The organism is Bradyrhizobium quebecense (assembly GCF_013373795.3).
Taxonomy (GTDB): Bacteria; Pseudomonadota; Alphaproteobacteria; order Rhizobiales; family Xanthobacteraceae; genus Bradyrhizobium; species Bradyrhizobium quebecense.
Genome location: NZ_CP088022.1, coordinates 593,542 through 620,022 on the forward strand (window position 1 = coordinate 593,542; position 26,481 = coordinate 620,022).

Sequence of the window (26,481 nt, forward strand, 5' to 3'; positions counted from 1 at the left end):
TCAGGCTGCCACGCTGATGCATGCTCTGGCCCATTCGATTGCCACCCTGATTCTCTGTCGTCATTACAAGTCTGCAAGCGTCCGAGCAGCCGAACTCGTCGATCTGGCGGAAGAAAAAGGCTCTTTGTACTGGAAGGCGAATGGATTGATCTGGCAGGGCTGCCTGTCGGCGCTGACTGGCCGGTCGTTGGATGCGATCGAGATACTCACCACAGCAGCCGCAGCTTACCGATCGACCGCGGCAACAATTTATATGCCTTTCGTGTCGCTGCACTTGGCGCGCGCCCATGCGGAACTAGGGAACTTCCCTAACGCCTGGCATCACATCGACGATGCGATCGCAGGAGCGGAAAGGAGCCAGGAAAAATGGGCCGAGTCGGAAATGCACCGTACCGCTGGCGAGATCGCGCTGATGCTTGCTGAGGCCGACGAGACCAAGGCCGAAGCCTGTTTCGAGCGCTCCCTTACGGTGGCGCGCGGACAGAAGGCCAAATCATGGGAACTTCGCACGGCAACAAGCCTTGCACGGCTCTGGCGCGACCAAGGCAAGCGACCGGCGGCCCATAATCTTCTTGCCTCGATCTACGGCTGGTTCACCGAGGGCTTCGATACGCTCGATTTGAAGCAAGCCAAGGCACTACTGGACGAGCTGAACACCTGACAAATCAATTTCGAAACGGCCTCTAGGCGCACCCGACCATCGCCTTCAGCTTTTTGACCGCGCTGTCGGGTGTCGTCAGCACCTCGCGGCCGGTGACTTCCGCGACGCGCTCGGCCGCCGGCGCCATGCTGTATTGCGCGAGCGCGATCAGGTCGCAGTCGCGCAAATCCCTGGCTGCCTCGACCACGATGCGATCATGCTCGGCCCGGTCGCCGCGATCGAGCGCCGCCAGCGCTCCCTCGGCGAGTTTCGGCACCAGCATGACCGACGCTGGAAACTCCGGCGGCATCGACATCAGCGTCGGCGGGAAGGTCGAGAGCAGGCCGATGCGCTTTCCCTTCGCGACTGCCTGTTCAATCATCGCCTCGTTCGGCTTCAGCACCGGCATCGGTGCGTGTGCGCGCGCCACCGCCTCGATGCAGGGGCCGAACGCCGAGCAGGTGAAGAGAATTCCGTCGGCGCCGGTGCTGACGGCGTAGCGGCCCATCGTGAGGAAACGCTCGGTCATGCGCTCGCTGAGCTTGCCGTCGCGCGCAAGGTCAGCCGACAGGCTGTCGTCGAGCAGGTTCATCAGCCGCGCCTCCGGCCAATGGCGTGCGAACGAGGCCTCGATCGGGACGATCGAATGCTTCAGTGCGTGAATGAGGGTGATACGCATCGATGTTTCTTGTTCTCCCTCTCCCCGCTCTTCGCGGGGAGAGGGTTGGGGTGAGGGGCTCTTTCCCCGCAATCGGGGCGAGGTAAGAAGCGTTACTTGAACGGGATCGCGTACATCAACCCGCCCTTGCTCCAGGTGCCGTTGAGGCCGCGCTCGAGCTTCAAGGGGCTCGCCTTGCCGACATTGCGCTCGAAGATCTCGCCGTAATTACCGCCCGCCTTGATCGCGGCGACCAGCCATTTGTTGTCGAGGCCGAGCCGACTGCCGAGATCGCCGGACGCGCCGAGCAGGCGCTGGATCGCCGGGACCTGCGACTTCGTCATCTCGTCGACATTGGCCTGCGTGACGCCGAGCTCTTCGGCCTCGACGAGGCCGTAATGCAACCAGGTGATGATGTCGCTCCAGACCTCGTCGCCGTTGCGGGTGAACGGGCCGAGCGGCTCCTTGCTGATGGTCTGCGGCAGCACGACGTAATCTTCCGCCTTTGGCGCGGCGGTCGCGACCGCGCCGGCGAGCGCCGAAGCGTCCTGGGTCATGGCATCGCAGCGGCCGCCGAAGAAGGTCTGGTACATGGTGTCGGGACGGTCGAACACCAGCGGCTTCCAGTCGATGCCGTTGGCGCGGCCGTAATCGCCGAGCGTCACCTCATGCGTGGTGCCCTGCGCGACGCACACCGTGGCGCCCTTGAGATCCTTCAGCTCCTTCACGCCGAGGTCCTTCTTCACCACAAAACCCTGGCCGTCGTAGAAATTGACCGGGCCCTGGCGCAGGCCGAGCGTGGTGCCGCGCAGATAGGTCTGCGTCGAGTTGCGGTAGAGCACGTCGATCTCGCCCGACTGCAGCGCGGTGAAGCGGTTCTGCGCGGTCAGCGCGACGTAGCGCACCTTATTGGCATCGCCGAGGATGCCTGCGGCAAGCGCGCGGCAATAGTCGACATCGAGGCCCTTGAAGTTGCCCTGTGAGTCCGGCGCCGAGAAGCCGGCAAACCCGGTCGAGACGCCGCACACCAGCGTGCCGCGCTGCTTGACGGTGTCGAGCGTCGCCGCGCTTGCGCCCGTGATGCTTGCGGCGAGCAGGCTCGCCGCGACCAATATTTTCCTCATCCTGTCCTCCTCCTAATGACCAACATCTTTCAACGCGCTGTCTACCGCAGCGCCGAGCCTTTCGACGATCATGTCGATGTCGCCGGAAGTCGCAATATAGGGCGGCGCGAGCAGCACATGGTCGCCGCGCTGGCCGTCGGCGGTGCCGCCCGACGGATAGCAGCCGAGCCCGCCGGCAAACGCTGTGGACTTGATCCGCTGATGCAGCTTCAGCTTGGGATCGAACGGCTGCCGCGTGCCGCGGTCGGCGACCAGCTCGATCGCCCAGAACAGGCCCCGGCCCCTGATGTCGCCGACATGGCGGTGATTGCCGAAGCGCTCGGTGAGCCGCTGCTCGAGCTGGCGGCCGCGCTCCTTGACCTGGTCGAGCAGCTTCTCCTCACTGATCACCTTCTGCACCTCGAGCGCGGCAGCGCAGGCGAGCGGATGCGCGAGATAAGTGTGGCCGTGCTGGAACGCGCCGGAGCCGTTGCGCACGGTGTCGACGATTGTACCGCTCGCAAGCATCGCACCGATCGGCTGGTAGCCGCCGCCGAGCCCCTTGGCGACCGCCTGGATGTCGGGCGCGATGCCTTCCTGCTCCCACGCATGCAGCGTGCCGGTGCGGCCCATGCCGCACATCACCTCGTCGAGGATCAGGAGCGCGCCGTGACGGTTGCAGATCTCGCGCACCGCCTTGAAGTAACCTTCCGGCGCCGGCACGCAGCCGGCGGTCGCGCCGACCACGGGCTCGGCGATGAAGGCGGCAACGTTCTCGGGGCCGAGCCGCTGGAATTCCGCCTCGAGCTCGGCGGCGAGCCGCGCCACAAACGCGGCCTCCGATTCATCGTCGCGCTTCTCGTGATAGGCGAAGGCCGGGGTGACATGGCTGAACGCCGGCGACAACAGCGGCGCATAGGGCTCGCGTCGCCAGGCATTGCCGCCGGCCGACAGCGCGCCCAGCGTGTTGCCGTGATAGCTCTGGCGGCGCGCGATGAAGCGGGCGCGCTTCGGCTCGCCGCGCTCGATGAAATATTGCCGCGCCAGCTTGATCGAGGCCTCGATCGCCTCCGACCCACCGCTGACGAAGTAGACATAGCCGAGACCGCCGGGCTCGTGGCCGACCAGCCGCTTGGCGAGCTCTTCCGCGGGTTCCGAGGAGAAGAAGCCAGTATGCGCATAGGCTAGCTTTGATGCCTGCTTGGCGATCGCGGCGAGAATCCGCGGATGCTGATGACCGAGGCAGGACACCGCGGCGCCGCCGGAGGAATCCAGAATGCGGTGGCCGTCCTCCGCGATCAACCAGACGCCGTCGCCGCCGACCGCTTTCGGCGGGGTTTCGCGCAGGCTGCGATGCATCACGCGGCTCTTGTTGGCGGCCAAGGGGACTGCCATGACACTTATCCTTTCTCGACAAAATATTGCGACATCGCGGCAAGCCGGCCCTCGGTCTCCTCCAGCTTGCGCTTCGCACCCGCGCCGCCCAGCGTGAAGGCGACGGCGGCCAGCGACTGCGCCACCGCAATCGCGCCGGTGAGGCTCGGGAAGAAGCCGGGCGAGGAGGCGGCCTCGAACAGCAAGCGATGATCGGCGCCCTCGGCCATCGGCGCGCTGATCGTGTCGGCGATCGCGATCAGCGTGGCGCGCGCCTGATGCGCCGCACGCGCGGTCTCGACGCTGACAAATGTGTAGGGCGCAAAGCCGATCACGACCACGGCGTCGCCGGAGCGGAAGGCGCCGTGGTCGAGATCGAACGGGCCCGAACCGCCGACAAGCTGCACGGCATCGGGGCGGAACAGGCGAAGCTGGTAAGTCAGGAGTTCCGCAACGCTGCGGCAGCTGCGAAAGCCGGTGATCCAGATCCGATCAGCGGCGTGCAGCGCCCGCGCGGCGTCGGCGATCGCGCTCGCGGAAATCCGTGCAAGCCCCGCGGCTTCCGCCTCGAGCTTGTCGTGCACCAGTTTGACATCGGCATTCGGCCCGGCGCGGCGGCCCTTGGCGCGGCCGGAGAAGGGCGAGCCCTGCGCCGGCCGTCGCGCCTCGGTGAGTGCGGCGCGCAATTCGTCCCAGCCGGAATAGCCGAGCGCCTTGGCAAGACGGGTGAAGGATGCAGGATCGGCGCCGGCGACCGAGGCGAGCTCGCGCATCGAGCGGGTGGTGGCGTCGAAATCATTGGCTGCGACAAAGCGCCCGACTTCCTGCAAACGCATCGGCAGCGACGGCAATGCACTGCACAATTCGTTCAGGGGCGATGGTTTCGGCTGACCCTGGGCCATGAAACATATGTTGCACGAATATCAATTTGGTGCAACATATGAAGTGCGCAGCCCCGAATACGCTCTTGCGCATGGCAGAAGATCGCTTCTCACTGGGATCCTTGTGCTGTGACGACATCGACGCCGAAACGCACTCCCGCCCGGGCTCCAAGTCGGTCCTGGCGGCTTTCGCTGAGCGATCCCCGTGTCGCCGGCCTGTTCTGGCAGGTCCTGGTGGTCGCCATCGCGGTCGCCATCGTCGCCTGGCTGTGGTCGAACGCGGTCCATAATCTCTCGGTGCGGCGCATATCGACCGGCTTTGCCTTCCTCGGCCGCGAAGCCGGCATGCCGATCGCGGATTCCTGGATCGATTACTCGCCGAAGAACACTTACCTGCGCGCCTTCATCGTCGGCATCGTCAACACGCTGCGCGTCGCTGTCATCGGCGTCGTGCTGGCGACCGTGATCGGCACGCTGGTCGGCATCGCGCGGCTGTCGTCGAACTGGCTGCTGGCGCGGCTTGCCGCTGTTTATGTCGAGGTGCTGCGCGACCTGCCGCTGCTGCTGCAGCTGTTGTTCTGGTACGTGCTGATGCAGGGGCTGCCGGCGGCGCGTCAGGCGTGGAAGCCGGTCGAGGGCGTGTTCCTCTCCAACCGCGGGCTGATCTTGCCGTCGGTCCCGTTGCAGGAGGCCAATTGGTGGACGATCCTTGCGCTGGTCGTAGGCCTCGTCGTGCTCCATCTCGTCAGGCGCCGCCTGATCGCGCAGCAGATGCTCGACGGCAAGGCGCGGCCGGCCTGGCCTTACGCGCTCGGCCTCGTGGTCGCGCTGCCGGCGCTGGTGTCGTGGCTCTCGGGCGCGAGCTGGAGCATCACGCTGCCGGAGCTGCGCGGCTTCAACTTCGTCGGCGGGCTCACCCTGGCACCGGAATATTTTGCGCTGCTGATCGCGCTCGTCACCTACACCTCGGCGTTCATCGCCGAGATCGTGCGCAGCGGCATCCAGGCGGTGCCGCGCGGCCAGTGGGACGCCGCCAAGGCGCTCGGGCTGAAGCGCAGCTTCGTCTTGCAGCAGATCGTGCTGCCGCAGGCGCTGCGCGTCATCATCCCACCGATGACCAGCCAGTATCTGAACCTGACGAAAAATTCGTCGCTTGCGGTCGCGGTCGGCTATCAGGACATCGTCTCGATCGCCAACACCACACTGAACCAGACCGGGCAGGCGATCGAGTCGATCGCGCTGATCATGATGGTGTTCCTCACCATCAGCCTCGGCATCAGCCTGTTCATGAACTGGTACAATGCGCGGATCGCGCTGGTGGAGCGCTGACATGAGCTCGGTCGCGCACCTTCCGCAGGATCCGCTGCCGATCGGGCCGCGGCCCGCACCACGGGCGCTCGGTGGACATCTCACCGCGTGGCTGCGCGCCAATCTGTTCGCCTCGATCCCGTCCAGCATCATGACGCTGCTGCTGCTGTTCGTGCTCGGCAAGGCGTGCATCGGCCTCTGGCAATGGGGTATTGCCAACGCGGTCTGGATCGTTTCCGGCAACGACAGCAGCGCCTGCCGGGCGCTGCGCGGCGTCGGCGCCTGCTGGGCCGTCGTCCCCGAGAAGTACCGCTTCATCCTGTTCGGCACCTATCCGTTCGACGAGCAGTGGCGGCCGGCGCTCGGGGTCCTGATCTTCATCGCGCTGTTCGCGGTCTCGAGCCGCCGCAGCTTCTGGCGCAAGGAGCTGTTCCTGCTGTGGGCCGCGGCCTTGAGCGCGATCGGATGCCTGATGTGGGGCGGCTTCCTCGGCCTCACCTTTGTCACACAGGACCGCTGGGGCGGGCTGCCGGTGACCTTGATCCTCGCGACCTTCGGATTGGCGTTGGGCTTCCCGCTCGGCATCCTGGTGGCGCTCGGCCGACGCTCGAAGCTGCCGGCAATCCGCTCGCTCTGCGTGCTCTATGTCGAGCTGATCCGCGGCGTGCCGCTGATCAGCTTGCTGTTCATGGCGAGCGTGATGTTCCCGCTGTTCATGCCCGACGGCGTCAACATCGACAAATTGCTGCGCGCGCAGATCGCCTTCATCCTCTATGCCGGCGCCTACCTAGCGGAGGTCGTGCGCGGCGGCCTGCAGGCGGTGCCGCGCGGACAGTATGAGGCCGCCGATGCGCTCGGGCTGTCCTACTGGGAGAAGAACGCGCTGATCGTGCTGCCGCAGGCGATCCGCCACGTGATCCCGCCGCTGGTCAACACCTTCATCGCCTTCTTCAAGGACACCAGCCTGGTCCTGATCATCGGCATCTTCGACCTCTTGACCACCGCCAAGACCGCAATCGTCGATCCGGCCTGGCAGTCGTTCAGCGTCGAGGTCTACGTCTTCGTCGGGGTGATCTACTTCGTGTTCTGCTTTGCGATGTCGCGCTACAGCCGCGGCCTCGAGGCACAGCGCGGGACCAACTGAGCGATCGTCTCTCGCCAATTCCTGAATGTTGGGTCGGCCGTCATGCCCGGGATGAGCCCCGGGTACGATGACCTTTTTGGGGCGATCGCCCCTTGCCAAGCCGTCTCAATCCTATTTATGATCATAAAATGGATAAATTGGCTCTCCCCTCCCTAGACCCGTCGCGGCGCGCCTCGATCAAGCGCAAGCGCTCGGACGCGGTCGCCGATCTGATCCGCAGCCACATCTTCCAAGCCGGCTTGCAGCCGAACGACCGGCTGCCGCAGGAGGTCGAACTGATCGAGATGTTCGGCTGCAGCCGCTCGACCATCCGCGAGGCGCTCAAATCATTGGAAGTGCAGGGGCTGGTGCAGAACACCACCGGTCCCGGCGGCGGCGCGCGGGTGGCGCCGGTGTCGATCAACCGGATCGTCGGCCTGCTCAGCAACTATTTCTATTTCCAGTCGATCAGCACTGCGCAGATCTACCAGATCCGCCGCCTGATCGAGCCGGAGCTCGCCTTCAGCGTGGTCGGCCACCTCACAGCGGCGCATTTCGCGGCGCTCGACAAGGCGATCGCGGTGCAGGAGCATCATCCCGGCGGCATCGCGGACTGGGAGCACCACCGCCACGCCGAGATCGATTTCCACGACATCCTGATCGAGGCCTGTCCCAATCCGCTGCTCGGCCTGGTCGCCCGCTTCGTCAACGAGGCGATCCGGCATTTGATCGGCAAGCTTGGCGTGCAGGAATTCGCATCCAGCTTCACCTGCGAGAACATCGAGTTTCACAAGCGCCTGATGGCCGCGTTCCGCTCCGGCAATGCCGCGCGCGCTCGGCGCGTGATGCTCGACCATGTGCTGAGCGCCGAAGCCGTGGTGGTCCCCGCGGAAGATCGCCGCATGGATCTGCCCGTCTTTCACCAGCCGTTGCGGCTCGACTGAACCGCATCGGCTGACTGCTGCATCACGCGTTGGAGGAAACAACAATGGTCTCGCGGCGCGAGAATGAATTGTGGAGCTGGTCGGCCGTCGATCTGGCGCGCGCGATCGCGACGCGTGTGATCTCGAGCCGGGAAGCCGTGCAATCCAGCCTCTACCGGATCGCGCAGGTCAATCCGGCGTTGAACGCCATCGTCGAGGTGCTCGCCGATGAAGCGCTGGCTGCGGCGGATGCGGCGGATGAAGCGGTGAAATCCGGCGCGGAGCTCGGCGTGCTGCACGGCGTGCCGGTCACAATCAAGGTCAATGTCGATCAGCGCGGCCACGCCACCACCAACGGCGTCGTCGCCTTCCGCGACGTCATCGCGACCGACGACAGCCCGGTGGTCGCGAATTTCCGCAAAGCGGGTGCCGTGATTGTCGGGCGCACCAACACGCCGGCGTTCTCGCACCGCTGGTTCACCAACAACGATCTGCACGGCGCGACCTACAATCCCTGGAGCCGGCGGCTGACGCCGGGCGGCTCCAGCGGTGGCGCCGCATCGGCCGTCGCTTCCGGCATGGGCGCGATCGCACACGGCAATGATTTCGGCGGCTCGATCCGCTATCCCGCCTATGCCTGCGGCGTCGCCGGCCTGCGTCCGACGCCGGGACGAATTCCCTCGTTCAATCCATCGGCGACTTCCGATCGTCCGATCACGGCGCAGATGATGTCGGTGCAGGGGCCGCTCGCGCGCTCGGTCGCCGATTTGCGCACAGGCCTCGCCGCGATGGCGCGGCCTGACGCGCGCGACGGCACATGGCTGCCGGTGCCTCTGCAAGGCGCGCCACTCAAGCGTCCGGTCGGCGTTGCGATCGCGGCGGCGCCGTTCGGAGACGAGGCGCCGGAGGTCAGCGCGGCGGTGCGCGCCGCCGGACGCTGGCTCGCCGAGGCCGGCTTTGCCGTGGAGGAGGCCGTGCCGCCGCGGCTCGCGGAGGCTGCCGATCTCTGGCATCGCCTCGTCATCAATGAGGAGCGGCGCGTGCTGGCGCCGATGATCCGCAAGTTCGGCGACGATCGGAGCCGCTACAATCTGGACTGCCATATTGCGTATGCGCCTGAGCTCGACGGGGATCAGGTGCTGGCCTGCTTCGAGCAGCGGCTGGCGATTGTGCGGGCCTGGCAGCTGTTCCAGGAGCGTTGCCCGGTCATCATTCTGCCGGTCTCGGCGCAACTGCCGTTCCGCTTCGATCAGGATCAGGAGGACGCAACGGCGGTGCGGGCGCTGCTCGATGCGCAGCGGCCGCTGCTCGCCGTCCCCGCGCTCGGCTTTCCATCGGTCGTGGTGCCGACGGGGACCGCCGGCGGCGTGCCGGTCGGTGTGCAGGTGATCGCCCGCCGTTTCCGCGAGGACGTCTGTCTCGCCGTCGCCGAGGTGATCGAGGCGCGTGCGTCGACGCTGACGCCGATCGATCCGCGCGACTGAACCAACAACAAAGCACTCAACACAACCGGAGAACAACACGTGACGAATGCACCGATCTGGCAATGGTCCGCCGTCGAGACGGCCGCGGCGATCAGGAACAACGAAGTGACCTCGGAGCAGGTGGTTCGCGCCCATCTCGACCGCATGCACGCGGCCAATCCGGCGCTCAACGCCGTCGTCATCGATCTCGGTGACGCTGCGCTGAAGGCCGCCAAGGCGGCCGACGAAGCGCTGACGGCAAGCAAAGGGAAGGGCGGCGCCGTCGGATCGCTGCACGGCGTGCCGGTCACGATCAAGATCAACATCGACGTCGAGGGCCAGGCCAATTCGAACGGCGTGGTCGCCTTCAAGGACAATATCGCGCCGGGCGATTCGCCGGTGACGGCCAATCTCAAGAAGGCCGGCGCAATCATCATCGGCCTGACCAACACGCCGGAATTCTCGCTCCGCGGCTTCACCGACAATCCGCTGCACGGCCTGACGCGCAATCCCTGGAATGCCGACGTGACCTGCGGCGGATCTTCGGGCGGCGCCGGCGCGTCGATCGCGGCCGGCATCGGCACCATCGCGCATGGCAACGACATCGGCGGCTCGTTGCGCTGGCCGGCGCATTGCAACGGCATCGCCACCATCAAGCCGACCCAGGGCCGAATTCCGGCGTTCAATCCCAGCGCCACCGCAGAACGGCCGCTGATGGCGCAGTTCATGTCGTCGCAAGGACCGCTGGCGCGCCACGTCGCCGACGTGCGCCTCGGCCTCGAGGTGATGGCGCAGCGCGACCCACGCGATCCCTGGTACGTGCTGGCGCCGTCGACGGGGCCGAAGCCGGCCGCACCGGTCAAGGTCGCGCTCGCAAGGATCCCTGAAGACATGGCGACCGATCGCGGCGTGATCGCGCTTCAGCGCAAGGCGGCCGATCATCTGGCCGATGCGGGCTATGCGGTCAGCGAGGTCGAGGTGCCCGATCTCAACAAGGTCTGGCAGCTCTGGTGCGATCTGATCATGACCGAGACCCGCGTCCTGCAGCAGGACCAGATGCTGGCGACGACGAGTGCCGACTTCCAGAAGACGTTCCGCGGCTTCATGGCGCTGGCCAACCCGCTCGACCAGGCCGGCTACATGAAGGCGATCGCCGAGCGGTCGCGCCACATCAGGAATTGGATGATGTTCCTCGAGCAGTATCCGCTGGTGCTGATGCCGACCTCGGTGCGCCAGACGCCGGAGGTCAATGCCGATCTCGGCGGCGACCAGCGCGTCAAGGAGTTGTTCTGGAACGACCTGCGCTTCATTTCGTCGATGAACGTGCTGGGGCTGCCGGCGGCCGTGGTGCCGGTCGGCCTGCATGAGGGATTGCCGGTCGGCGTCCAGATCGTCGGCTCGCGCTATCGCGAGGACATGTGTCTCGATGCGGCCGAGGCGATCGAGCGCAAGGTCGGCATCCTAGTCAGGCAATTGTGGGAGCGGCGCTGAGGCGATTTCGAAACCATCCGGCACTGTAAAGGACGCCGCGGCGAGATCTCGTCGCGGCGTTCGCATGATCGGCGACGCGCGCGTGTCGGCGCCCCGGCCATGTTCCTCCTCCCGGAATTCTCGCGCGGAATCGCAGGGCGCCATGCCGGCCACGGGGTTGTCGGCGATCCCTGATTGCTTCAGGAGATCATTCGAACCATCCGAACCTTTGGGAACGAAATGTCCATCACGAAACGCTCGCCTGTCCTGGTCGTAATCGCCGCCGCGTGTCTCTCCCTTGCGGCCGGCGCTGCTCGCGCGGAGGATGGCGTCCTGCGTGTCGGCATCATCACCGACATGAGCGGGCAATACTCCGACGGCAACGGCCCGGGATCGGTGATCGCGGCGCAAATGGCCGCGGAGGAGATCGGCGGCACGGTCGCCGGACGCAAGATCGAGATCATCTCCGCCGATCACCAGAACAAGCCTGACGTGGCGACCGGCATCGTGCGCAACTGGATCGACAACAAGGGTGTCGACGTGATCGCCGAAGGGGTCAACTCCGCGGTGGCGCTCGCGATCCAGACGGTGACCCGCGAACGCAAGAAGCTTTTTCTGATCTCGGGCTCCGGTTCATCCGACCTCACCGGCAAGCAATGCTCGCCGACCAGCGTGCAGTGGACCTACGACACCTATGCCTCCTCGAACGCGACGGCGAAGGCCGTGGTTGCGCGTGGCGGCACGCCCTGGTTCTTCCTCACCGCGGATTACGCGTTCGGCCAGGCGCTGGAGCGCGATGCCAGCAAGGCCGTGACATCGGCCGGCGGCAAGGTGCTCGGCGCGGTTCGGCATCCGTTCGACACCGCCGATTTCTCGTCCTTCCTGCTGCAGGCCCAGTCCTCCGGCGCAAAAATCCTGGCGCTCGCCAATGCCGGCTCCGACTTCCGCAACGCGGTGTCGCAGGCCGACGAGTTCAACATCCGCGCGAGCATGCAGCTCGTCGCGCTGCAGGTGACGCTTACCGACGTGCCGGCGCTTGGCCTCGCGCATGCGCACGATCTGCTGTTCACCGATTCCTTCTATTGGGATCGCACGCCCGAGACCCGCGTCTTCGCCCAGGAATTCTTCAAGCGCCATGGCGCGATGCCGACGGCCTACCAGGCCGGCGTCAACTCGGCGCTGCGGCACTACTTCAAGGCGGTCGCGGCGACCAACTCGGTGGATTCGGAGACCGTGATCGCGCAAATGCGCAAGACCCCGGTGAATGATTTCTTTGCCCAGAACGGCGTGGTACGCGAGGACGGCCGCATGGTGCACGACATGTATCTGATGCGCATCAAGAAGCCGGAAGAGTCCAAGAGCAAGTGGGATCTCTACGAATATCTCGCGACGGTGCCGGGCGACCAGGCCTTCCGTCCGCTCGATGAAGGCGGCTGCCCCTACGTCGCCAAGGCGCATTAGGGAGCGAGACGCCGCAGAATGCTGTGAGGTGAGCACGCCTCTCAGGCTCCCTCTCCCCTTGCGGGAGAGGGTGGGGAGAGGGGTGGCCCCGGGCGAGCTGAACGATCAGGGCACCAACCGCGCAATCGCGTTCACTCATCGCTGTGACGAATTCGGAGAGAGCCCGTCGTGTGGCACCCCTCTCCCTAACCCTCCCCCGCAAGGGGGGAGGGAACCCGGCCGCCGGTGCGTCCCTCACGCGCGCCCACTGAGTTGCCCGACGGCGCAAGCCCCTTCGCTTTCGCTGCGCCCTCTTCAGCATTCGATGTCGTCCCTGCGAAAGCAGGGAGATGGAGTCACGTTTGAAGTGCAACGATTGATTTGAGTTTGGAGAATGCCTCGGCGGGGGTCTTGAAGTCGAGGCATTTGCGTGGGGTATCGTTGAGGCGCTGAGCGAGGCGCCTGAGGGCGGCTGCCGTGATGAACCTGAGGTCAGTTTTGCGTGGCAGAGAGCGTCGTAAGCGCCCGATGGAGTTTTCCACGCCGCCTTTTTGCCAGGGACTATGGGGATCGCAGAAGAAGGTTTGGACGCCGAGGGCGTTGTGAAGCCTGTGATGCTCGGCGAACTCGGTTCCGTTGTCGAAGCTGATGGTTTTACGGATCGCCTGTGGAAGCTTGCCGAGTTGACGGGCGATGGTCCGAGCGGTGAGGACAGCTTTCCCATCGCGTGGGTGCAGCACGATGCTGAAGCGGGTTTGTCGCTCGTGGAGAACCAGCAATCCTTGGCCATATCGCGCGAACAGCATGAAGTCGGCTTCCCAATGACCCGGCGTCCCGCGGCCTTCGACCTCGGAGGGTCGTTCATCGATCGAGCGCCGTTGTTTAATGAAGCTGGCAGGGCTGCCGCCTGGGCGTCGCCGGCGCCCTCGCCTGAGTTTATGGCGCGGCAGCAGGCGGTGCCAGTAATCCTTCTGGGCCGTACAATGATAGATGAAACGATAGATTGACTCGTGGCTGATCATGACGCGACCATGTTCTCGCGCCAGTCGACCAGCGATCTGCTCCGGCGAATGTCCCATCGCAAGGCTTTTGCCGACGCAGTCCCGCAGGGCCGGCTGGCGCGCCAGCTTGAAGCGGCCATCCTGCCGTCGCCGACGTTCGGCCAATTGTTGAGCCCGGACCGGTTCGTAACCGCCCTTCCAGACCTTGGTAGGCCGCGAGTTGCGCTTCAGCTCCCGACTTATCGTCGACGTCGCGCGGTCAAGCGCAGACGCAATATCGTTTTGAGATTTACCGCCTACATGCAGGCGGTAAATCTCAACGCGCTCTTCAAGGCTGAGCTGGCCATAACATTGTCCCATCGCCACAACACCCTAGCAGGTGTTGCACTTGTGTCGTGAACCCAAGGGACCCATTACCACGAATGGTTATTGTTGCGCGCCGCTGGAACGACGAGTCCCCTTAACAACATCCGCCGCGGAGTATGGCTCCCTGCTTTCGCAGGGACGACGGCTGTGATGAAATCAAGCGGAATGTAATCGTGGCGGCCGTAGCACGGCGCTCATATCGAGAGGCAACATGACCAACACCATCGAGGCTCCCGACGGCGGCTACCGCTTCATGCCCGGCGTCAGTCAGTATTCCTGCGGCGTCGGTGCGCTGCCCGGCTATGCCATCGAGCGGGTCAGGTTCTCCGAACCGGTACCCTTGAGCGCGGGTTTTGAACGGATAGCCGAGATCATCAGGGACGCGGGCCGCCCGTTGACGGCGTTCGCTGCCTGCGAACTGCGTTCGCCGGCGCCGTTCACCGAGGACGGGTTCAAGGCGTTCAACGAGATCTACATCAAGACGTTGATCGCCTGGGGCGTGATGCGCGACGGCGTCAATCCGGTGGCCCGCAGCAACGTCTGTCCAAAGCTCGATCCGCCCGCCGAGCCGTCGTTCCACGCGTTCTGCTACACGGTGCCGGCGGCGAAGGATGCACCGACGAGCTTCGTCGTCGCCGGCAGCGGCGAGTCGGTCGAGGGCAAGGCCAATTATCGCGATCATACTGTCGCGCCCGGCGACACCAGCCCGGCCGGCATCCTGGCGAAGGCCAAATTCGTGCTTGGCGAGATGGAACGCCGGATGAGCGCGTTCGGCGGCTCCTGGCGCGACACCACGGCGGTGCAGCTCTATACAGTGCACGATGCCTATCCGGTGCTCGAAAGCGAGCTCGGCCGCCGTGGCGTGCTTCGCAATGGCCTGACCTGGCATTTCGACCGGCCGCCGGTGGTTGGATTAGACTATGAAATGGACTGCCGGCGCGTGCAACTCGAACGCGTGGTGTGATGTATCGGTCGCGTGACGCATCAAAAGCGCGTGTGGGCCCATGTGTAAGCGCGTGCGCTTTCTTGACACGGGTCGCGTCAACCGTTTCCCTTCGCCATCGAAATCAGCGGCTGGGTGAACGCGGGTGCAGAACGAATCTGTGATCAGGCGGCGGGACTTGCTGGCGCTGATCGGGACCATCGCCGGCAGTTCGGCGATGTATCAGGCGATGACGAGCCTCGGCTTCGCATCCGAGTCCGCCTACAAGGGGCCACTCAAGCTCGCGGGCGACGTGAAGGGCGCTTCGGTGCTGATTCTCGGCGCGGGGCTTGCCGGCATGACGGCGGCGCTGGAACTGCGCAAGGCCGGCTACAAGGTCCAGATCCTCGAATTCAACAGCCGCGCCGGCGGCCGCAACTGGTCGATCCGCGGCGGTGACAGCTTTACCGAGCTCGGCGGCTTCAAGCAGACCTGCCAGTTCGAGCAGGGGCTCTATCTCAATCCCGGCCCGTGGCGGATTCCCTATCATCACCGCGCGCTGCTCGATTACTGCCGCCGGCTCAACGTGACGCTGGAACCCTTCATCCAGCTTAACCACAATGCCTATCTGCACGCGACGCGTGCATTCGACGGCAAGCCGCAACGCTTTCGCAGCATCAAGGCGGACTTCCAGGGCGGAGTGTCGGAGCTGCTCGCGAAAGTCAGCCAGCAGGGCCGGCTCGACGAATTCGTCAGCAAGGAAGACCAGGAGATCCTGCTGCAGGCGCTGCGCGAGTGGGGCGCACTGGACCGCGACTACAAGTACAATGCCAATCTCCGCTCGGCCGACGTGCGCGGTTATGCACGCGATCCCGGCGGCGGCCTGATGGGCGATCCGCTGCCCAGCGACCCGATCTCGCTGCAGGAACTGCTGCGGTCGCGGATGTGGCGCTATGTGCAGAGCTTCGCCCACTACGATTTCCAGACCACCATGTTCCAGCCGGTCGGCGGCATGGACATGATCGGCAAGGCGTTCGCGCACGAAGTCGGCGATCTCATCCGCTATAATGCCAAAGTCACGCAGATCCAGCAGAACGGCTCCGGCGTCACCGTGAGCTATGTCGACACCGCCAGCCCATCCGCGGTGCAGCAGGCGACCGCCGACTGGTGCATCTGCACCATCCCGCTGCCGATCCTGAGCCAGCTGCCCATCGACGTCGGCGGGCCGATGAAGAATGCGATCGATTCCTTGCCCTACGCCGCCTCGGTGAAGGTCGGGCTGCAGTTCAAGCGGCGGTTCTGGGAGGAGGATGAGGCGATCTACGGCGGCATCAGCTACACCGACCTGCCGATCCGGAACATCGGCTATCCGAACTATGGTTTCAACCGCGGCGGCCGCGGCGTCCTGCTCGGCGCCTATTTGTATGAGGGCGCCAATTCCTTCGAGTTCACGGCGATGACGCCGGCCGAGCGGGTCGCCAGCGCGGTCGAGTTCGGCGCCAAGATCCATCCGCAGTACAAAAGCGAGTTCGAGAACGGCGTCGCGGTGGCGTGGCATCGGGTGCCGTTCACGCTCGGCTGCGCCGGTGAATGGACGGAGGCCGGGCGGGCGCAGCATTACCGCAATCTCTGCCAGATCGACGGCCGCATCGCGCTGGCGGGCGAGCACGCTTCGCAACTGCCGGCCTGGCAGGAGGGCGCAATCCTGTCCGCGCTCGATGCGATTACCCGATTGCACGAACGCGTGGTGAAGACATGATGGTGCGGACAGGAACATCGGTTATCGCGGCGCTGGCACTAGCGTCGGCGACCGCAGCCTTTGGGCAGGACAGCGGGGTGACCAAGCGCACCTTCTCTTCAGGCTACCGTTTCGTGGAGATGACCGGCGAGGAGCTGTTCGGCAATGTCTGCCAGGGCTGTCACATGCCGGATGCGACGGGCGCGAGCGGCGCCGGCACCTATCCCTCGCTCGCCGGCAACAAGAATCTCGAGACCGGCAGCTATCCGATCTACCTCGTCGTCAACGGCCGCCGCGGCATGCCGGCGTTCGGCGACATGATGACCGATGGTCAAGTCGCCGCTGTTGTGAACTATCTGCGAACGCATTTCGGCAACACCTATCAGGACGCGGTGACGACCAAGGACGTCCAGGACGCCCGCCGCTAACCACTTTGGAGAGAGTTCGATGAAATTCATCGGTATTGCACTGGGCGCCGCGCTGTCGGCGATGGCGACCGCTGCCTCGGCTGATGTGGTCAGGCATCCGATTCCCAACTCGACATTCCCGATCGCGCAGGCCGTGACCGTCACCGGCAACACCACGACGGTCTATGTCAGCGGCCAGGTGCCGCCGGTCGCCAACAAGGATGCCGATCCGTCGAGCCCGCAGGCCTATGGCGACACCAAGACCCAGACCGTCGGCGTGCTCAACCGCATCAAGGCCATTCTGGAAGGTCAGGGGCTCGGCATGGGCGATGTCGTCAAGATGCAGGTGTTCCTGGTCCACAACACGGCTGCGCCGATGGACTTCAAGGCTTTCATGGAGGGCTACACCCAGTTCTTCGGCGGTAGCCAGCCGAACCTGCCGGCGCGCTCGGTGGTCGGCGTCGCCGCGCTCGCCAATCCCGGCTTCCTGGTCGAGATCGAGGTGATTGCGGCCAAGGACGCCAAATAAGGACGCCAAATGGCGTGCGCGAAAGCGCGGAGCATGCGCGCGGAAATTGAAGGGCTCGCCGTCTTGCCAAAGCGCGTGCCGCCTGTCTGAATTCATCTCCAATCAGGTGGTGGAATTCTGGGAGAGCACGATGTCGCACAAGGCCCGAAACATGGTTCGATCGCTGCAGATCGCGGCGGCGTTCGCTCCGGTCCTGCTCGTGTCCGGCGCCGGCGCGCAGGGACTGACCGAGCAGCAGCAATTTGCCCGCGGCATCTACCAGGAGCTGGTCGAGATCAACACGACCACCGCGACCGGCGATACCCAGAAGGCGGCGGAAGCGATGGGCGTGCGGCTGCGCGCGGCGGGCTTTCCCGAGGGCGACGTCCACGTGTTCTCGCCCGCCCCGCACAAGGGCAATCTGGTGGCACGGCTGCACGGCTCCGGTGCGCGCAAGCCGATCCTGCTGGTCGCCCATATCGACGTCGTCCCCGCCCTCCGCGAGGACTGGTCGGTCGATCCGTTCAAACTCACCGAGCAGGACGGCTATTTCTATGGCCGCGGCTCGAGCGACGACAAATACATGGCGTCGGCCTTCATCACCAACCTGATCCGCTACAAGAAGGAGGGCTACAAGCCGGACCGCGACATCATCGTCGCGCTCGAGACCGACGAGGAGATCCTCGATGCCAACGGTCTCGGCATGCAGTGGCTGATCAAGAACCACCGCGACCTGATCGACGCCGAGTTCGCGCTCAATGAAGGCGGCGGCGTCGGCCTGAAGAACGGCAAGGCGATCCGCAACAGCGTGCAGACCAGCGAGAAGGTCTCGATCGGCTACCAGCTCACGGTGAAGGATCGCGGCGGGCACTCATCGCTGCCGCGCAAGGACAATGCGATCTATCGGCTCGCCGAAGGCCTGGTGCGGCTCTCCAAATACGACTTCCCGATGAATCTCAACGAGACGACGCGGATCTATTTCACCAAGACGGCCGAGGTCGACAAGTCGCATGCCGACGATATCAAGGCGATCCTGGCGCCGCAGCCTGACCCGGCGGCGCTGGCGCGATTGTCGGAGAATCCCGGCTACAACGCGCAGCTCCGCACCACCTGCGTCGCGACCATGCTGGAAGGCGGCCACGCCATCAATGCGCTACCGCAGCTGGCAACCGCCAAGGTGAATTGCCGGATTCTGCCCGGCGAGCCGGTCGAAGGCGTTCAGGCGACGATCGAGCGCGTGCTCGCCGACAAGCAGATCGAAGTGACCCCGACCGGCAAGGCCGTGTTGAGCCCGCCTTCGCCCTTGAACGAAGAGATCATGGGATCGGTCGAGAAGCTGTCGAAGGAGTTCTGGCCGAATGCCGAAATCGTCCCCGTGATGAGCACCGGCGCCACCGACGGCAGCTATCTGCGCAATGCCGGAATTCCGACCTATGGTCACTCAGGGCTCGGCGCCGATGTCGACGACAACCGGAACCATGGCAAGGATGAGCGCGTGCTCGTAAAATCATTCTACGAGGGCGAGGAGTATCTCTATCGCCTGGTCAAGATGCTCGCCGGCGGGAAATGATGGCTGACAACAAGGCAAAGATGCGGGTTGCGGTCGCCGGCCTCGGCGCGATCGGCACCGACGTCGTCAAGGCGCTCGATCAGGGCATCGAGGGCCTGACGCTGGTTGCGGTGTCGGCGAACAGTCCGGACAAGCACCGCGGCTGGATCGCCGAGCTCAAATCTGCGCCGAAGCTGGTGCCGATCGATGAGCTTGCCGAGCTCGCCGACATCGTGGTCGAGTGTGCGCCGAGCAAGCTGGTGCGCGCGATCGTGGCGCCGGTGGTCGAGCGCGGCAAGACCGCGGTCCTGCTCAGCGTCGGCGCGCTGTTGCAGAACGAGGATCTGGTCGACCTCGCGAAGGCGCATGGCGGCCAGATCATCGTGCCGACCGGCGCGCTGATCGGGCTCGATGCCGTGACTGCGGCTGCGGTCGGGACCATCCATTCGGCAAGGCTCGTGACGCGGAAGCCGGTCGCGGGCCTCATCGGCGCGCCGCATCTGGTCGAGAACAACATCCGGATCGATGACATCACCGAGCCGCTGCGCATCTTCGAGGGCAGCGCGCGCGATGCGGCAAAGGGCTTTCCGGCCAATCTCAACGTCGCGGTGGCGCTGTCGCTCGCCGGCATCGGCCCCGATCGCACAAGGGTCGAGATCTGGGCCGATCCGACCGTGACACGCAACACCCACCGGATCGAGGTCGATTCCGATTCCGCGCGGTTCTCGATGATGATCGAGAACATTCCCTCGGAGAACCCCAAGACCGGCCGCATCACGGCGCTATCGGTGATCGCCTGCCTGCGCAAGCTGCGCGCGTCCTTGCGGATCGGGACGTGATGAAGATCGGGCCCGACGATCTCTTGCTGATCATCGACGTGCAGAACGATTTCTGCCCGGGCGGCGCGCTGGCGGTGGCCGACGGCGATGCCGTCGTGCCTGTCGTCAACCGGCTCGCCGGGCGCTTCGATCACGTCGTGCTGACCCAGGACTGGCACCCGGCAGGCCACAGCTCGTTTGCGAGCTCGCATCCAGGCGCGGCGGCGTTCTCCTCGGTCACCATGCCCTATGGGCCGCAGACGCTGTGGCCGGATCATTGCATCCAGGGCACAGTCGGCGCCGCGTTTCATCCCGACCTCGCAACCGACCGGGCCGAGCTGGTGATCCGCAAGGGGTTTCGGGCCGCGATCGATTCCTATTCGGCGTTCTGCGAGAACGACCGCAAGACACCGACCGGGCTCGCCGGCTATCTGCGCGAGCGCGGCCTCAAGCGCGTCGTGATGGCCGGGCTCGCGACGGATTTTTGCGTTCAATATTCAGCGCTCGATGCGCGGCGGCTCGGGTTCGAGACCACGGTCGTGCTGCCGGGCTGCCGCGCCATCGATCTCGGCGGTTCGCTTGCTGCCGCCACGGCGGCGATGCGCGAGGCCGGCGTGGCGCTCGTCGAGGAGATTCCCTGAGCACGGCCGGGCCGGGGCAAAAACCATTGTTTTGACTGGCCTTTTGTTCTAATCCCCAGCCGTTGATGATCACGCCAGCGGAGCTTTCGTGTCGGGACAGGTTTTGCGGATAGGGACGCGCAAGAGCGCGATGGCGCTCGCGCAGACGGACGAGGTCGCGCGGCTGCTGCGCGCGTCGGCGGGCGACCTTGCCGTCGAAATCGTCACGTTCGAGACCCGCGGCGACCAGGACCAGACCAGCAAGCTGTTGCGTCACGGCGGCAAGGGCGGCGCCTTCGTCGCCGAGATCCGCGAAGCCATGCGTGCCGGCACGCTGCAGGCGGCGATGCATTCGCTGAAGGACGTGCCGGGCAATGAGGAGACGCCGGGTCTCGTCCTCGCCGCGATGCTGCCGCGCGATGCGGCCAATGACAGCCTCGTGTTGCGGCCGGGCCTGACGTTGGATGCGTTTCGCGCCTCGCGCGGCAAGGGCTTCATGATCGGCACCAATGCCGTGCGCCGCGCCGCCTATCTGCGGCGGCTGTTTCCGGAGGCGATGGTCATTCATTTCCGCGGTGCCGCCGACACGCGAATTGCAAAACTCGATCGCGCTGCCAAGCAGCGGCTGCCCGATGGCGGCGAGGTGGGGCCGGCGGATGCGCTGGTGATGGCGCGTTCCGGCCTCGAGCGCATCGGCATGACCGCGCGCATCGCGCATGATTTCTCCGTCGACGAGATGCTTCCGGCGGTCGGTCAGGGCATCGTCGCGGTCGAATGCGTCGAGACCGACTGGGCGACGCGGGCGCGCCTCGCCGGCATCGACAATGCGCCGTCGCGGCTCGCCGCCGAGGCCGAGCGCGAGGTGCTGTGGGTGCTCAACGGCCATTGCAATTCGCCGATCGCCGGCCACGCCACGCTCGCCGGAAACGAGATGACGCTGCGGGCCTCCGTGCTCGACGAGGCCGGTGCCGGCTTCATCGAGGTGACGCGGCGCGGACCGGCGGACCGGCCGCGCGAACTCGGTCGCGCCGTCGGGATGGAGCTGCTCGCGAAGGGTGCCGCCGAGATCATCGCCCGCACCCGGGTGGACGAGTAGCGTCCGCCGTCGTCGCGATCGATTGCTCAGGCAATGTCGGCGAAATCGCCGTGCCGGCCCTTGCCGGCCGCGAAGCGGCGTGCGCCGGCCTCGGTCTCGCCGCTCGCAACCGTCGCAAGCCCGAGACGGAATTCGTTCAGCGTGGCCTGGTCCCAGCCGAGCTCCCATTGCTCGATCGCGGAGAGCCGGTCGCTGCGCAACGCCGCTTGCGGCAGGCGGCACAGATCCTGGGCGAGGTTGCGCGCCTCGGCGAGCGCCGTGCTAGGTGCGACGACGCGGTTGGCGAGCCCGATCCGTCCGGCTTCTTCGCCGGAGACGCCACGTCCGGTGAGGATCATGTCCATCGCGCGGCTGTGTCCGATCAGCCGCGGCAGGCGCACGGTGCCGAGATCCATCAACGGCACGCCGAAGCGCCGGCAATAGACGCCGAAGGTGGCGTCGCGCGCGGCGACCCGGAGATCGCACCAGATCGCAAGCTCGAGCCCGCCCGCCACGGCCGGCCCCTCGACTGCGGCGATCACCGGCTTCGACAGCTTCATCCGGGTCGGGCCCATCGGGCCATCGCCGTTCTCGACACGGTGGCCGCGATGACCGGCCGCGGTACGCTTCAGGTCGAAGCCGGCGCAGAACGCGCCGCCAGCGCCGGTCAGGATCGCGACCGACAGCGACGGGTCGCGATCGAAGCTACGAAAGGCCTGTGCCAGGCCCTGGGCGGTCTCCGGATTGACCGCGTTGCGCGCCGCGTCATAGCGATCGATGGTCACGATCGCGATGGCCTGCTCGGTTCGGTATTTGACGGTCGGGTGGTCCAGCATGCTCGGTCCTCGGTCCGCAGTGTCGGAGCGGATCAGCGGGCGCCAGTGCGGCTCTCGATGATCGCAGCCAGGTTCTGGTGAAAATGCCTGATCGCGCCCTCGAACAGGCCGAAGGTGAAGTGGGCATTCGCCCGCGCTGCGAGCCCGCGCTGCGCGGCGCGGGCCATCTCGCGATCTTCGGCCGCGCCCGCGGTGACGAAGTCGCGTCCCTGGGCGACCGCGGCACGGCCATCTTCCGCGGCGATCCGGTTCGACAGCGTGTAGGTGACGAGCCGGGTGCGGTCCGCGGCGAGCGGCTCGAGCACCGTCATCAACCGGTTGGTCGGAAAGGTCGACAGCATCACGTTCGGAAACAGGTGATAGACATGCGTCAACATGCCGGTCGTGCTGCGCTCGCCCGGGGGCACATTGCGCAGCTTCTCGATGCGCCGATAGGGGAAGCTGATCCGGCTGTTGCGGCCGAAGGCTTCGATCACGTTGAGATTGTCGTATTGCAGCGGATAGAACGTATCCTGGTGAGTCGATCGGATGTGGTAGCCTTCGAGGAAGCCTTCAGCAACGATCTTCCAGTTGGCCTCGACCTCCTGCGAGGTGGTCGCGTAGAGCGTCCAGTCGTCACCGAATAGCGCTGGCGTGTCGCTGGCGTCTGACGTTGCGGCGGGATCGTCCTGCGAGACGAACACCAGGACGTCGCGCTCGATGCAGGTGACCGGCACGAGGCCGTGCGTGCTCTTGTCGAGGCCGGGAAAGCCGTATTCATCGGGGATGCCGCGGAGCCGGCCGTCGAGGCCGTAGGTCCAGCCGTGATAACGGCAGGTCAGTGCCTTCCGGCAGCCGGCGCCGTCCACCAGCTGCACGCCGCGGTGGCGGCAAGCATTGCGGAAGGCGCGCGCGACGCCGTCCGCGCCGCGGATCGCGACAACGGGCGTCATCGCCGCGTCACGCGCGACATAGGCGCCGATCTCCGCGAGCGCAGCCGACGGGCAGAACGGCGTCAGCGTGCGGCGGAACACATGTTCGATCTCGGCCGCGAAGCGCTCCTGCGACAGATAATGCTCGACGGCTTCATGCCAGACGCCGTCGCTGAGATCGGTCGATTTGGCGTCGATATGCCTGAGGATGCGGTCGATGATCGACGCTTCGTCCGCGAGCTGTGTCGTCATCGCCGTCCTCCCGCCGTGTTGGCCGGGCTTGCCGCCGGTCCGCTTCGAGCGACAGGATTTCGTATTGTGCCCCACATGACAAGCGAAACGAGCCGGGTTCGGATGAATGACATTCATCCGAACTTACTTTTCGCGCGACATCGACGTCGGCCGGCCGCTAGGATCGGCTGATGGGCAGGAACAATCCGAGGCCGGGGCGCCGGCCACCGTCGCAGGGGAGGGACGACCTCGCCGCTGCAAGCCTCCGGCCGGCGCATCTGCTGGCATTGCAGGCGTTCGATGTCGCAGTCAGGCTCGGCAGCTTCAAGGAGGCCGCGGGCGTGCTGAACGTCAGCGCCTCGGCCATCAGCCACCGTATCCGCAATCTCGAAGTCCATCTCGGCGTCGCGCTTTTTCACCGCGCCCATCGCGTTGTTAGACCGACCCATGCCGGCGAGAAGCTGGCCGCTGCGACCGGCCGCGCCTTCGCGCTGCTGGCGCAGGCGGAGTCGGCCGTCGAGGCGGCCGGCCAGCACCGGCTGCGGCTGAAGGTGCTGCCGCAATTCGCGTCGTCCTGGCTGATCCCGCGGCTGTCTTCGTTCCTCACCCAGCATTCCGGGATCGATCTCGCGATCGAGACCTCGAACCGCAATGTCGATTTCGACACCGAGACTTTCGACGCCGGCATCAGCTTCGGCCCCGACAAGCCCGAAGGCGTCGTCGCAAATCGCCTGATGGAGGTGAGGACCGTTCCGGTCGGTGCGCCGGCGCTGGCGCGGCGGTTGAAGCTGCGCACCGCAGGCGACCTCGGCCGCACCGCCCTGATCCATGTGACGACATTCCCCGCAGCCTGGCCGCTCTGGTTCAGGCATGCCGGCGAACCAGTGCCGCCCGCAACGCGCGCGATCTCGGTCGACAGCTTTGTGGCCGCGCTGCAGGCTGCCGAACGCGGCGCCGGCGTGGCGCTCGCGCTGGAACCCTTCATCGGGGAAAGTGAGCGGCGCGGTACGATCCGCCGGCTCTTTCCGGTCGGCCATGTGACCGGCAGCTATTGGCTGGTTCATCCGCCGGGTGCGCAGCGCAATCGCGCGCTGCAGACATTCAAGAAGTGGCTGCTGGTCGAGCTCGCGAGGCCCGACTAGCGCTTCGGTTCCGATCCGATCAGTACCGAAGCTCTCTCATTCTGACGTGTTTTCTTCACGCGAACCGGTGTCCACTTCGCTCGAAAACGCTCTCGCCCGCAACGGCCAGCTGCCGATGATGCGGAAGCGGGATGCGCTGTCGGCTTGCTTGAACAGCGCGATGCGGTCGATTGCGAGCGTCGCAAGGTCGATCACCGCGAACCGCTCGCGCAGCCGCGCCACGATCGGGCCGCGCCGCTCCTCGCTCAGGCGTCCCGTCAGGGTCATGTGGAAGCGAAATTCCTCCATGACGTAAGGATAGCCCCAGCGATCCAGATAGTCGCGCTGCCGCTCCGTGAGCCGTTCGGGCCTGCGCCGCGCGCGATCTTCCGGCGTCAGCGGCGGACGGAAGGCGTCGAATTCGGTGACGCAATCGGCGGCAAGCTGTTGCAGATCATCCGAGCGGCTCGCCGGGATCACGGCAATGAAGCCGCTGATGGCATCGACCACAGGCGCGATCACGGGAATGTGCCGCCCGCGCCCGGCGAAGGCAGCGCAAGCGTCGACAAGCTCGGACTCGTTCGTGCCATCGGCGAGCGCAGTGGGTGCCTTCAGCGTGGCGTGGAAGCCGTATTTGCGCGGGTCCTCCGTCACCTCGCGCCAGTCCGGCGCGACGCCATCGGGAAACGGCAGGTCGTCGCCCGACACGGCGTCGTAGCCGAGCAGCGTCGAGCCGAAGCGGTGCAGGGCGCTGTCGGGCGACGGCGCATAATAGATCGCGTAGCGCGGAGTGTTGGCCATGGCAGCAGAATAGGTCCTGACTATGCTGCCGCAACCGTTTTGCGCGGGGCGAGCGAGTGAACGAGGCAGCTCGCATCAGCCAGATGCACCAGCCGTCCGGCTGATATTACGGCGACGATGCGCGGCCGCTGCGGCACCTTGTCGTCGACGACGATGATGTCGGCGCGGCGGCCCGCGGCAATCACGCCGCGATCGGCAAGCCCGGCCGCGCGTGCCGGCGCCGACGAGATCAGGTCCCAGGCCTTGGTGAGCGGCAGGATGCCATCGGCGGCGAGGCGGAACGCGGCGAGCAGTTGCGCCGGATAATAGTAGTCCGACGCCAGCACCGAGCAGAGGCCCTGTGCGATCATGTCGGATGCCTTGGTCCAGCCGGTGTGGCTGCCGCCGCGCACCACATTGGGCGCCCCGAACACGATGAAGTCGCCCGCGGCCGCGGCATCGCGCGCGGTCTCTTCATTGACGGGGAATTCGGCGATCGTGGCGCCGAGCGCGCGAAACTCCTGGCGCATCGCCGGGGTGTTGTCGTCATGCGAGAGCATCCGAATGTTCGCCGCGCGTGCTGCGGCCGCCAGTCGTGCGATCGAGGCGGGCACCACGGGACGGCGCGCCACGATCCGATCGAGCATGTCGTTGACGGCTTCGACGGAGAGCCCGGTGCGTTCGGCCAGCTGGTTGCGCTTCTTCGGCTTGACGTTGCTGTGGTCGTTGAAGGCGAACAGGTCGATGCGGCCTTCGGTGAGCCATTGAATGATCTCGGCTTCGGCTTCGAGATTGTGGGTCTCGTGACGCAGGTGGAAGCGCGTATCGGCGGCGAGCTGCGGCCGCAGCGCCTCGATCGCATCGAGCAGCTTGCGCGCGTTCTCCGCGCTGCGCAGGCCGGGCTCCCACGACCAGGTCGTGCCATGGAAGACGGTGGTGATGCCGTTGGCGATCGCTTGCCGGTCGCTGTCGATCAGCGCCACGTCGGTCGGGAAATCGACGCCGGGGCGCGGCATCATCTGCCGCTCGAACGCATCGCCGTGCAGATCGATGATGCCGGGCAGCACCAGCAGGCCGCCGGCATTGATGTGGAGCGCGGCGCGGCCCTGTTCGGCGTCGAGCGCGCCGATGTCGCGGCCTGAGGTCCGCAGCGAGGTCTCGACCAAGGCACCGTCAACCAGCGCGCGTCCGCCCTCGATGAAAATGTCCGTCACG

General features: G+C 65.8%; 25 protein-coding genes. 16 read left to right on the top strand and 9 right to left on the bottom strand.

The annotated features are described in order from the left end of the window. The first annotated feature begins 16 nt into the window (after positions 1–16). Positions 17–661, top strand: coding sequence for a hypothetical protein (locus tag HU230_RS02975; protein WP_224942916.1), 645 nt, complete (start codon positions 17–19; stop codon positions 659–661). Between the two features lie 22 nt (positions 662–683). On the opposite strand, the gene HU230_RS02980 is transcribed toward HU230_RS02975, so the two are convergent. The 4 genes from HU230_RS02980 to HU230_RS02995 form a co-directional block, all read right to left on the bottom strand. After that, a complete protein-coding gene (locus tag HU230_RS02980) occupies positions 684–1,319 on the bottom strand; it encodes an aspartate/glutamate racemase family protein (protein WP_176533017.1) in 636 nt (211 codons plus the stop codon). 92 nt (positions 1,320–1,411) lie between these two features. After that, positions 1,412–2,422, bottom strand: coding sequence for an amino acid ABC transporter substrate-binding protein (locus HU230_RS02985; protein ID WP_176533015.1), 1,011 nt, complete (start codon positions 2,420–2,422; stop codon positions 1,412–1,414). 12 nt (positions 2,423–2,434) lie between these two features. Beyond that, complete coding sequence (locus tag HU230_RS02990) at positions 2,435–3,784, bottom strand: aspartate aminotransferase family protein (protein ID WP_176535168.1); 1,350 nt, start codon at positions 3,782–3,784, stop codon at positions 2,435–2,437. A 17-nt stretch (positions 3,785–3,801) separates the two neighbouring features. Further along, on the bottom strand, positions 3,802–4,677 hold the full coding sequence (locus HU230_RS02995; RefSeq protein ID WP_176533013.1) for a MurR/RpiR family transcriptional regulator: 876 nt from the start codon (positions 4,675–4,677) through the stop codon (positions 3,802–3,804). Between the two features lie 171 nt (positions 4,678–4,848). Between HU230_RS02995 and HU230_RS03000 the strand changes: the two genes are divergently transcribed. From HU230_RS03000 to HU230_RS03025, 6 genes are all read left to right on the top strand, one after another. Continuing rightward, on the top strand, positions 4,849–5,985 hold the full coding sequence (locus HU230_RS03000) for an amino acid ABC transporter permease (protein ID WP_210284587.1): 1,137 nt from the start codon (positions 4,849–4,851) through the stop codon (positions 5,983–5,985). Position 5,986: 1 nt separating this feature from the next. Next, the gene (locus HU230_RS03005; protein WP_176533010.1) at positions 5,987–7,108 is read left to right on the top strand and encodes an amino acid ABC transporter permease; all 1,122 of its coding nucleotides are present in this window, start codon (positions 5,987–5,989) and stop codon (positions 7,106–7,108) included. A 128-nt stretch (positions 7,109–7,236) separates the two neighbouring features. Further along, positions 7,237–8,031, top strand: coding sequence for a FadR/GntR family transcriptional regulator (locus tag HU230_RS03010; protein WP_176533008.1), 795 nt, complete (start codon positions 7,237–7,239; stop codon positions 8,029–8,031). A gap of 44 nt (positions 8,032–8,075) precedes the next feature. Further along, positions 8,076–9,494 carry an amidase family protein gene (locus tag HU230_RS03015; RefSeq protein ID WP_176533007.1) on the top strand — a complete coding sequence of 473 codons (1,419 nt, stop codon included), beginning with the start codon at positions 8,076–8,078 and terminating at the stop codon, positions 9,492–9,494. Between the two features lie 39 nt (positions 9,495–9,533). Continuing rightward, complete coding sequence (locus HU230_RS03020; protein WP_224942919.1) at positions 9,534–10,964, top strand: amidase family protein; 1,431 nt, start codon at positions 9,534–9,536, stop codon at positions 10,962–10,964. A gap of 219 nt (positions 10,965–11,183) precedes the next feature. Further along, on the top strand, positions 11,184–12,404 hold the full coding sequence (locus HU230_RS03025) for an ABC transporter substrate-binding protein (protein WP_176533005.1): 1,221 nt from the start codon (positions 11,184–11,186) through the stop codon (positions 12,402–12,404). A gap of 335 nt (positions 12,405–12,739) precedes the next feature. Here the strand turns inward: HU230_RS03025 and HU230_RS03030 are convergent, their stop codons facing one another. Continuing rightward, positions 12,740–13,744, bottom strand: coding sequence for an IS30 family transposase (locus tag HU230_RS03030; RefSeq protein ID WP_176533003.1), 1,005 nt, complete (start codon positions 13,742–13,744; stop codon positions 12,740–12,742). A 217-nt stretch (positions 13,745–13,961) separates the two neighbouring features. On the opposite strand from HU230_RS03030, the gene cnbZ reads away from it, so the two are divergent. From cnbZ to hemC, 8 genes are all read left to right on the top strand, one after another. Then, the gene (cnbZ, locus tag HU230_RS03035) at positions 13,962–14,714 is read left to right on the top strand and encodes a 2-amino-5-chloromuconate deaminase CnbZ (protein WP_176533001.1); all 753 of its coding nucleotides are present in this window, start codon (positions 13,962–13,964) and stop codon (positions 14,712–14,714) included. Positions 14,715–14,838: 124 nt separating this feature from the next. Continuing rightward, positions 14,839–16,431, top strand: coding sequence for an NAD(P)/FAD-dependent oxidoreductase (locus tag HU230_RS03040; RefSeq protein ID WP_176532999.1), 1,593 nt, complete (start codon positions 14,839–14,841; stop codon positions 16,429–16,431). Positions 16,432–16,508: 77 nt separating this feature from the next. Beyond that, the gene (locus tag HU230_RS03045; protein WP_224942922.1) at positions 16,509–16,838 is read left to right on the top strand and encodes a c-type cytochrome; all 330 of its coding nucleotides are present in this window, start codon (positions 16,509–16,511) and stop codon (positions 16,836–16,838) included. Between the two features lie 19 nt (positions 16,839–16,857). Next, positions 16,858–17,346: a Rid family hydrolase gene (locus tag HU230_RS03050; RefSeq protein WP_176532997.1), complete on the top strand. Its 489-nt coding sequence runs from the start codon at positions 16,858–16,860 to the stop codon at positions 17,344–17,346. 130 nt (positions 17,347–17,476) lie between these two features. Further along, complete coding sequence (locus HU230_RS03055) at positions 17,477–18,895, top strand: M20/M25/M40 family metallo-hydrolase (protein ID WP_210284282.1); 1,419 nt, start codon at positions 17,477–17,479, stop codon at positions 18,893–18,895. Further along, positions 18,895–19,713 carry an aspartate dehydrogenase gene (locus tag HU230_RS03060; RefSeq protein ID WP_176532996.1) on the top strand — a complete coding sequence of 273 codons (819 nt, stop codon included), beginning with the start codon at positions 18,895–18,897 and terminating at the stop codon, positions 19,711–19,713. The genes HU230_RS03055 and HU230_RS03060 overlap by 1 nt, the downstream gene beginning before the upstream one ends. After that, positions 19,713–20,333: a bifunctional nicotinamidase/pyrazinamidase gene (pncA, locus tag HU230_RS03065; RefSeq protein ID WP_176535164.1), complete on the top strand. Its 621-nt coding sequence runs from the start codon at positions 19,713–19,715 to the stop codon at positions 20,331–20,333. The genes HU230_RS03060 and pncA overlap by 1 nt, the downstream gene beginning before the upstream one ends. 130 nt (positions 20,334–20,463) lie before the next feature. Next, a complete protein-coding gene (gene hemC / locus HU230_RS03070) occupies positions 20,464–21,408 on the top strand; it encodes a hydroxymethylbilane synthase (protein ID WP_234633905.1) in 945 nt (314 codons plus the stop codon). Positions 21,409–21,434: 26 nt separating this feature from the next. Here hemC and HU230_RS03075 read toward each other — a convergent pair whose 3' ends face one another. Both HU230_RS03075 and HU230_RS03080 read right to left on the bottom strand, forming a co-directional pair. Further along, the gene (locus HU230_RS03075; RefSeq protein WP_176532995.1) at positions 21,435–22,223 is read right to left on the bottom strand and encodes a crotonase/enoyl-CoA hydratase family protein; all 789 of its coding nucleotides are present in this window, start codon (positions 22,221–22,223) and stop codon (positions 21,435–21,437) included. 32 nt (positions 22,224–22,255) lie between these two features. Further along, positions 22,256–23,386, bottom strand: coding sequence for an aromatic ring-hydroxylating oxygenase subunit alpha (locus HU230_RS03080; RefSeq protein WP_224942925.1), 1,131 nt, complete (start codon positions 23,384–23,386; stop codon positions 22,256–22,258). 170 nt (positions 23,387–23,556) lie between these two features. On the opposite strand from HU230_RS03080, the gene HU230_RS03085 reads away from it, so the two are divergent. After that, on the top strand, positions 23,557–24,507 hold the full coding sequence (locus HU230_RS03085; protein ID WP_224942927.1) for a LysR substrate-binding domain-containing protein: 951 nt from the start codon (positions 23,557–23,559) through the stop codon (positions 24,505–24,507). 36 nt (positions 24,508–24,543) lie between these two features. On the opposite strand, the gene HU230_RS03090 is transcribed toward HU230_RS03085, so the two are convergent. Beyond that, complete coding sequence (locus HU230_RS03090; protein ID WP_176532993.1) at positions 24,544–25,287, bottom strand: DUF1045 domain-containing protein; 744 nt, start codon at positions 25,285–25,287, stop codon at positions 24,544–24,546. 20 nt (positions 25,288–25,307) lie between these two features. Next, positions 25,308–26,480 carry an alpha-D-ribose 1-methylphosphonate 5-triphosphate diphosphatase gene (locus HU230_RS03095; RefSeq protein WP_176532991.1) on the bottom strand — a complete coding sequence of 391 codons (1,173 nt, stop codon included), beginning with the start codon at positions 26,478–26,480 and terminating at the stop codon, positions 25,308–25,310. Between the last annotated feature and the right edge of the window lies 1 nt (position 26,481).

Coding starts and splice junctions, on each gene's coding strand:
- pncA (WP_176535164.1), top strand. CDS start 19,713: ATGAAGATCGGGCCCGACGATCTCTTGCTGATCATCGACGTGCAGAAC.
- HU230_RS03010 (WP_176533008.1), top strand. CDS start 7,237: ATGGATAAATTGGCTCTCCCCTCCCTAGACCCGTCGCGGCGCGCCTCG.
- cnbZ (WP_176533001.1), top strand. CDS start 13,962: ATGACCAACACCATCGAGGCTCCCGACGGCGGCTACCGCTTCATGCCC.
- HU230_RS03080 (WP_224942925.1), bottom strand. CDS start 23,386: ATGACGACACAGCTCGCGGACGAAGCGTCGATCATCGACCGCATCCTC.
- HU230_RS02985 (WP_176533015.1), bottom strand. CDS start 2,422: ATGAGGAAAATATTGGTCGCGGCGAGCCTGCTCGCCGCAAGCATCACG.
- HU230_RS03030 (WP_176533003.1), bottom strand. CDS start 13,744: ATGGGACAATGTTATGGCCAGCTCAGCCTTGAAGAGCGCGTTGAGATT.
- HU230_RS03015 (WP_176533007.1), top strand. CDS start 8,076: ATGGTCTCGCGGCGCGAGAATGAATTGTGGAGCTGGTCGGCCGTCGAT.
- HU230_RS03050 (WP_176532997.1), top strand. CDS start 16,858: ATGAAATTCATCGGTATTGCACTGGGCGCCGCGCTGTCGGCGATGGCG.
- HU230_RS02980 (WP_176533017.1), bottom strand. CDS start 1,319: ATGCGTATCACCCTCATTCACGCACTGAAGCATTCGATCGTCCCGATC.
- HU230_RS03060 (WP_176532996.1), top strand. CDS start 18,895: ATGGCTGACAACAAGGCAAAGATGCGGGTTGCGGTCGCCGGCCTCGGC.
- HU230_RS03085 (WP_224942927.1), top strand. CDS start 23,557: ATGGGCAGGAACAATCCGAGGCCGGGGCGCCGGCCACCGTCGCAGGGG.
- hemC (WP_234633905.1), top strand. CDS start 20,464: ATGGCGCTCGCGCAGACGGACGAGGTCGCGCGGCTGCTGCGCGCGTCG.
- HU230_RS02995 (WP_176533013.1), bottom strand. CDS start 4,677: ATGGCCCAGGGTCAGCCGAAACCATCGCCCCTGAACGAATTGTGCAGT.
- HU230_RS03055 (WP_210284282.1), top strand. CDS start 17,477: ATGTCGCACAAGGCCCGAAACATGGTTCGATCGCTGCAGATCGCGGCG.
- HU230_RS03005 (WP_176533010.1), top strand. CDS start 5,987: ATGAGCTCGGTCGCGCACCTTCCGCAGGATCCGCTGCCGATCGGGCCG.
- HU230_RS03075 (WP_176532995.1), bottom strand. CDS start 22,223: ATGCTGGACCACCCGACCGTCAAATACCGAACCGAGCAGGCCATCGCG.
- HU230_RS03025 (WP_176533005.1), top strand. CDS start 11,184: ATGTCCATCACGAAACGCTCGCCTGTCCTGGTCGTAATCGCCGCCGCG.
- HU230_RS03090 (WP_176532993.1), bottom strand. CDS start 25,287: ATGGCCAACACTCCGCGCTACGCGATCTATTATGCGCCGTCGCCCGAC.
- HU230_RS02975 (WP_224942916.1), top strand. CDS start 17: ATGCATGCTCTGGCCCATTCGATTGCCACCCTGATTCTCTGTCGTCAT.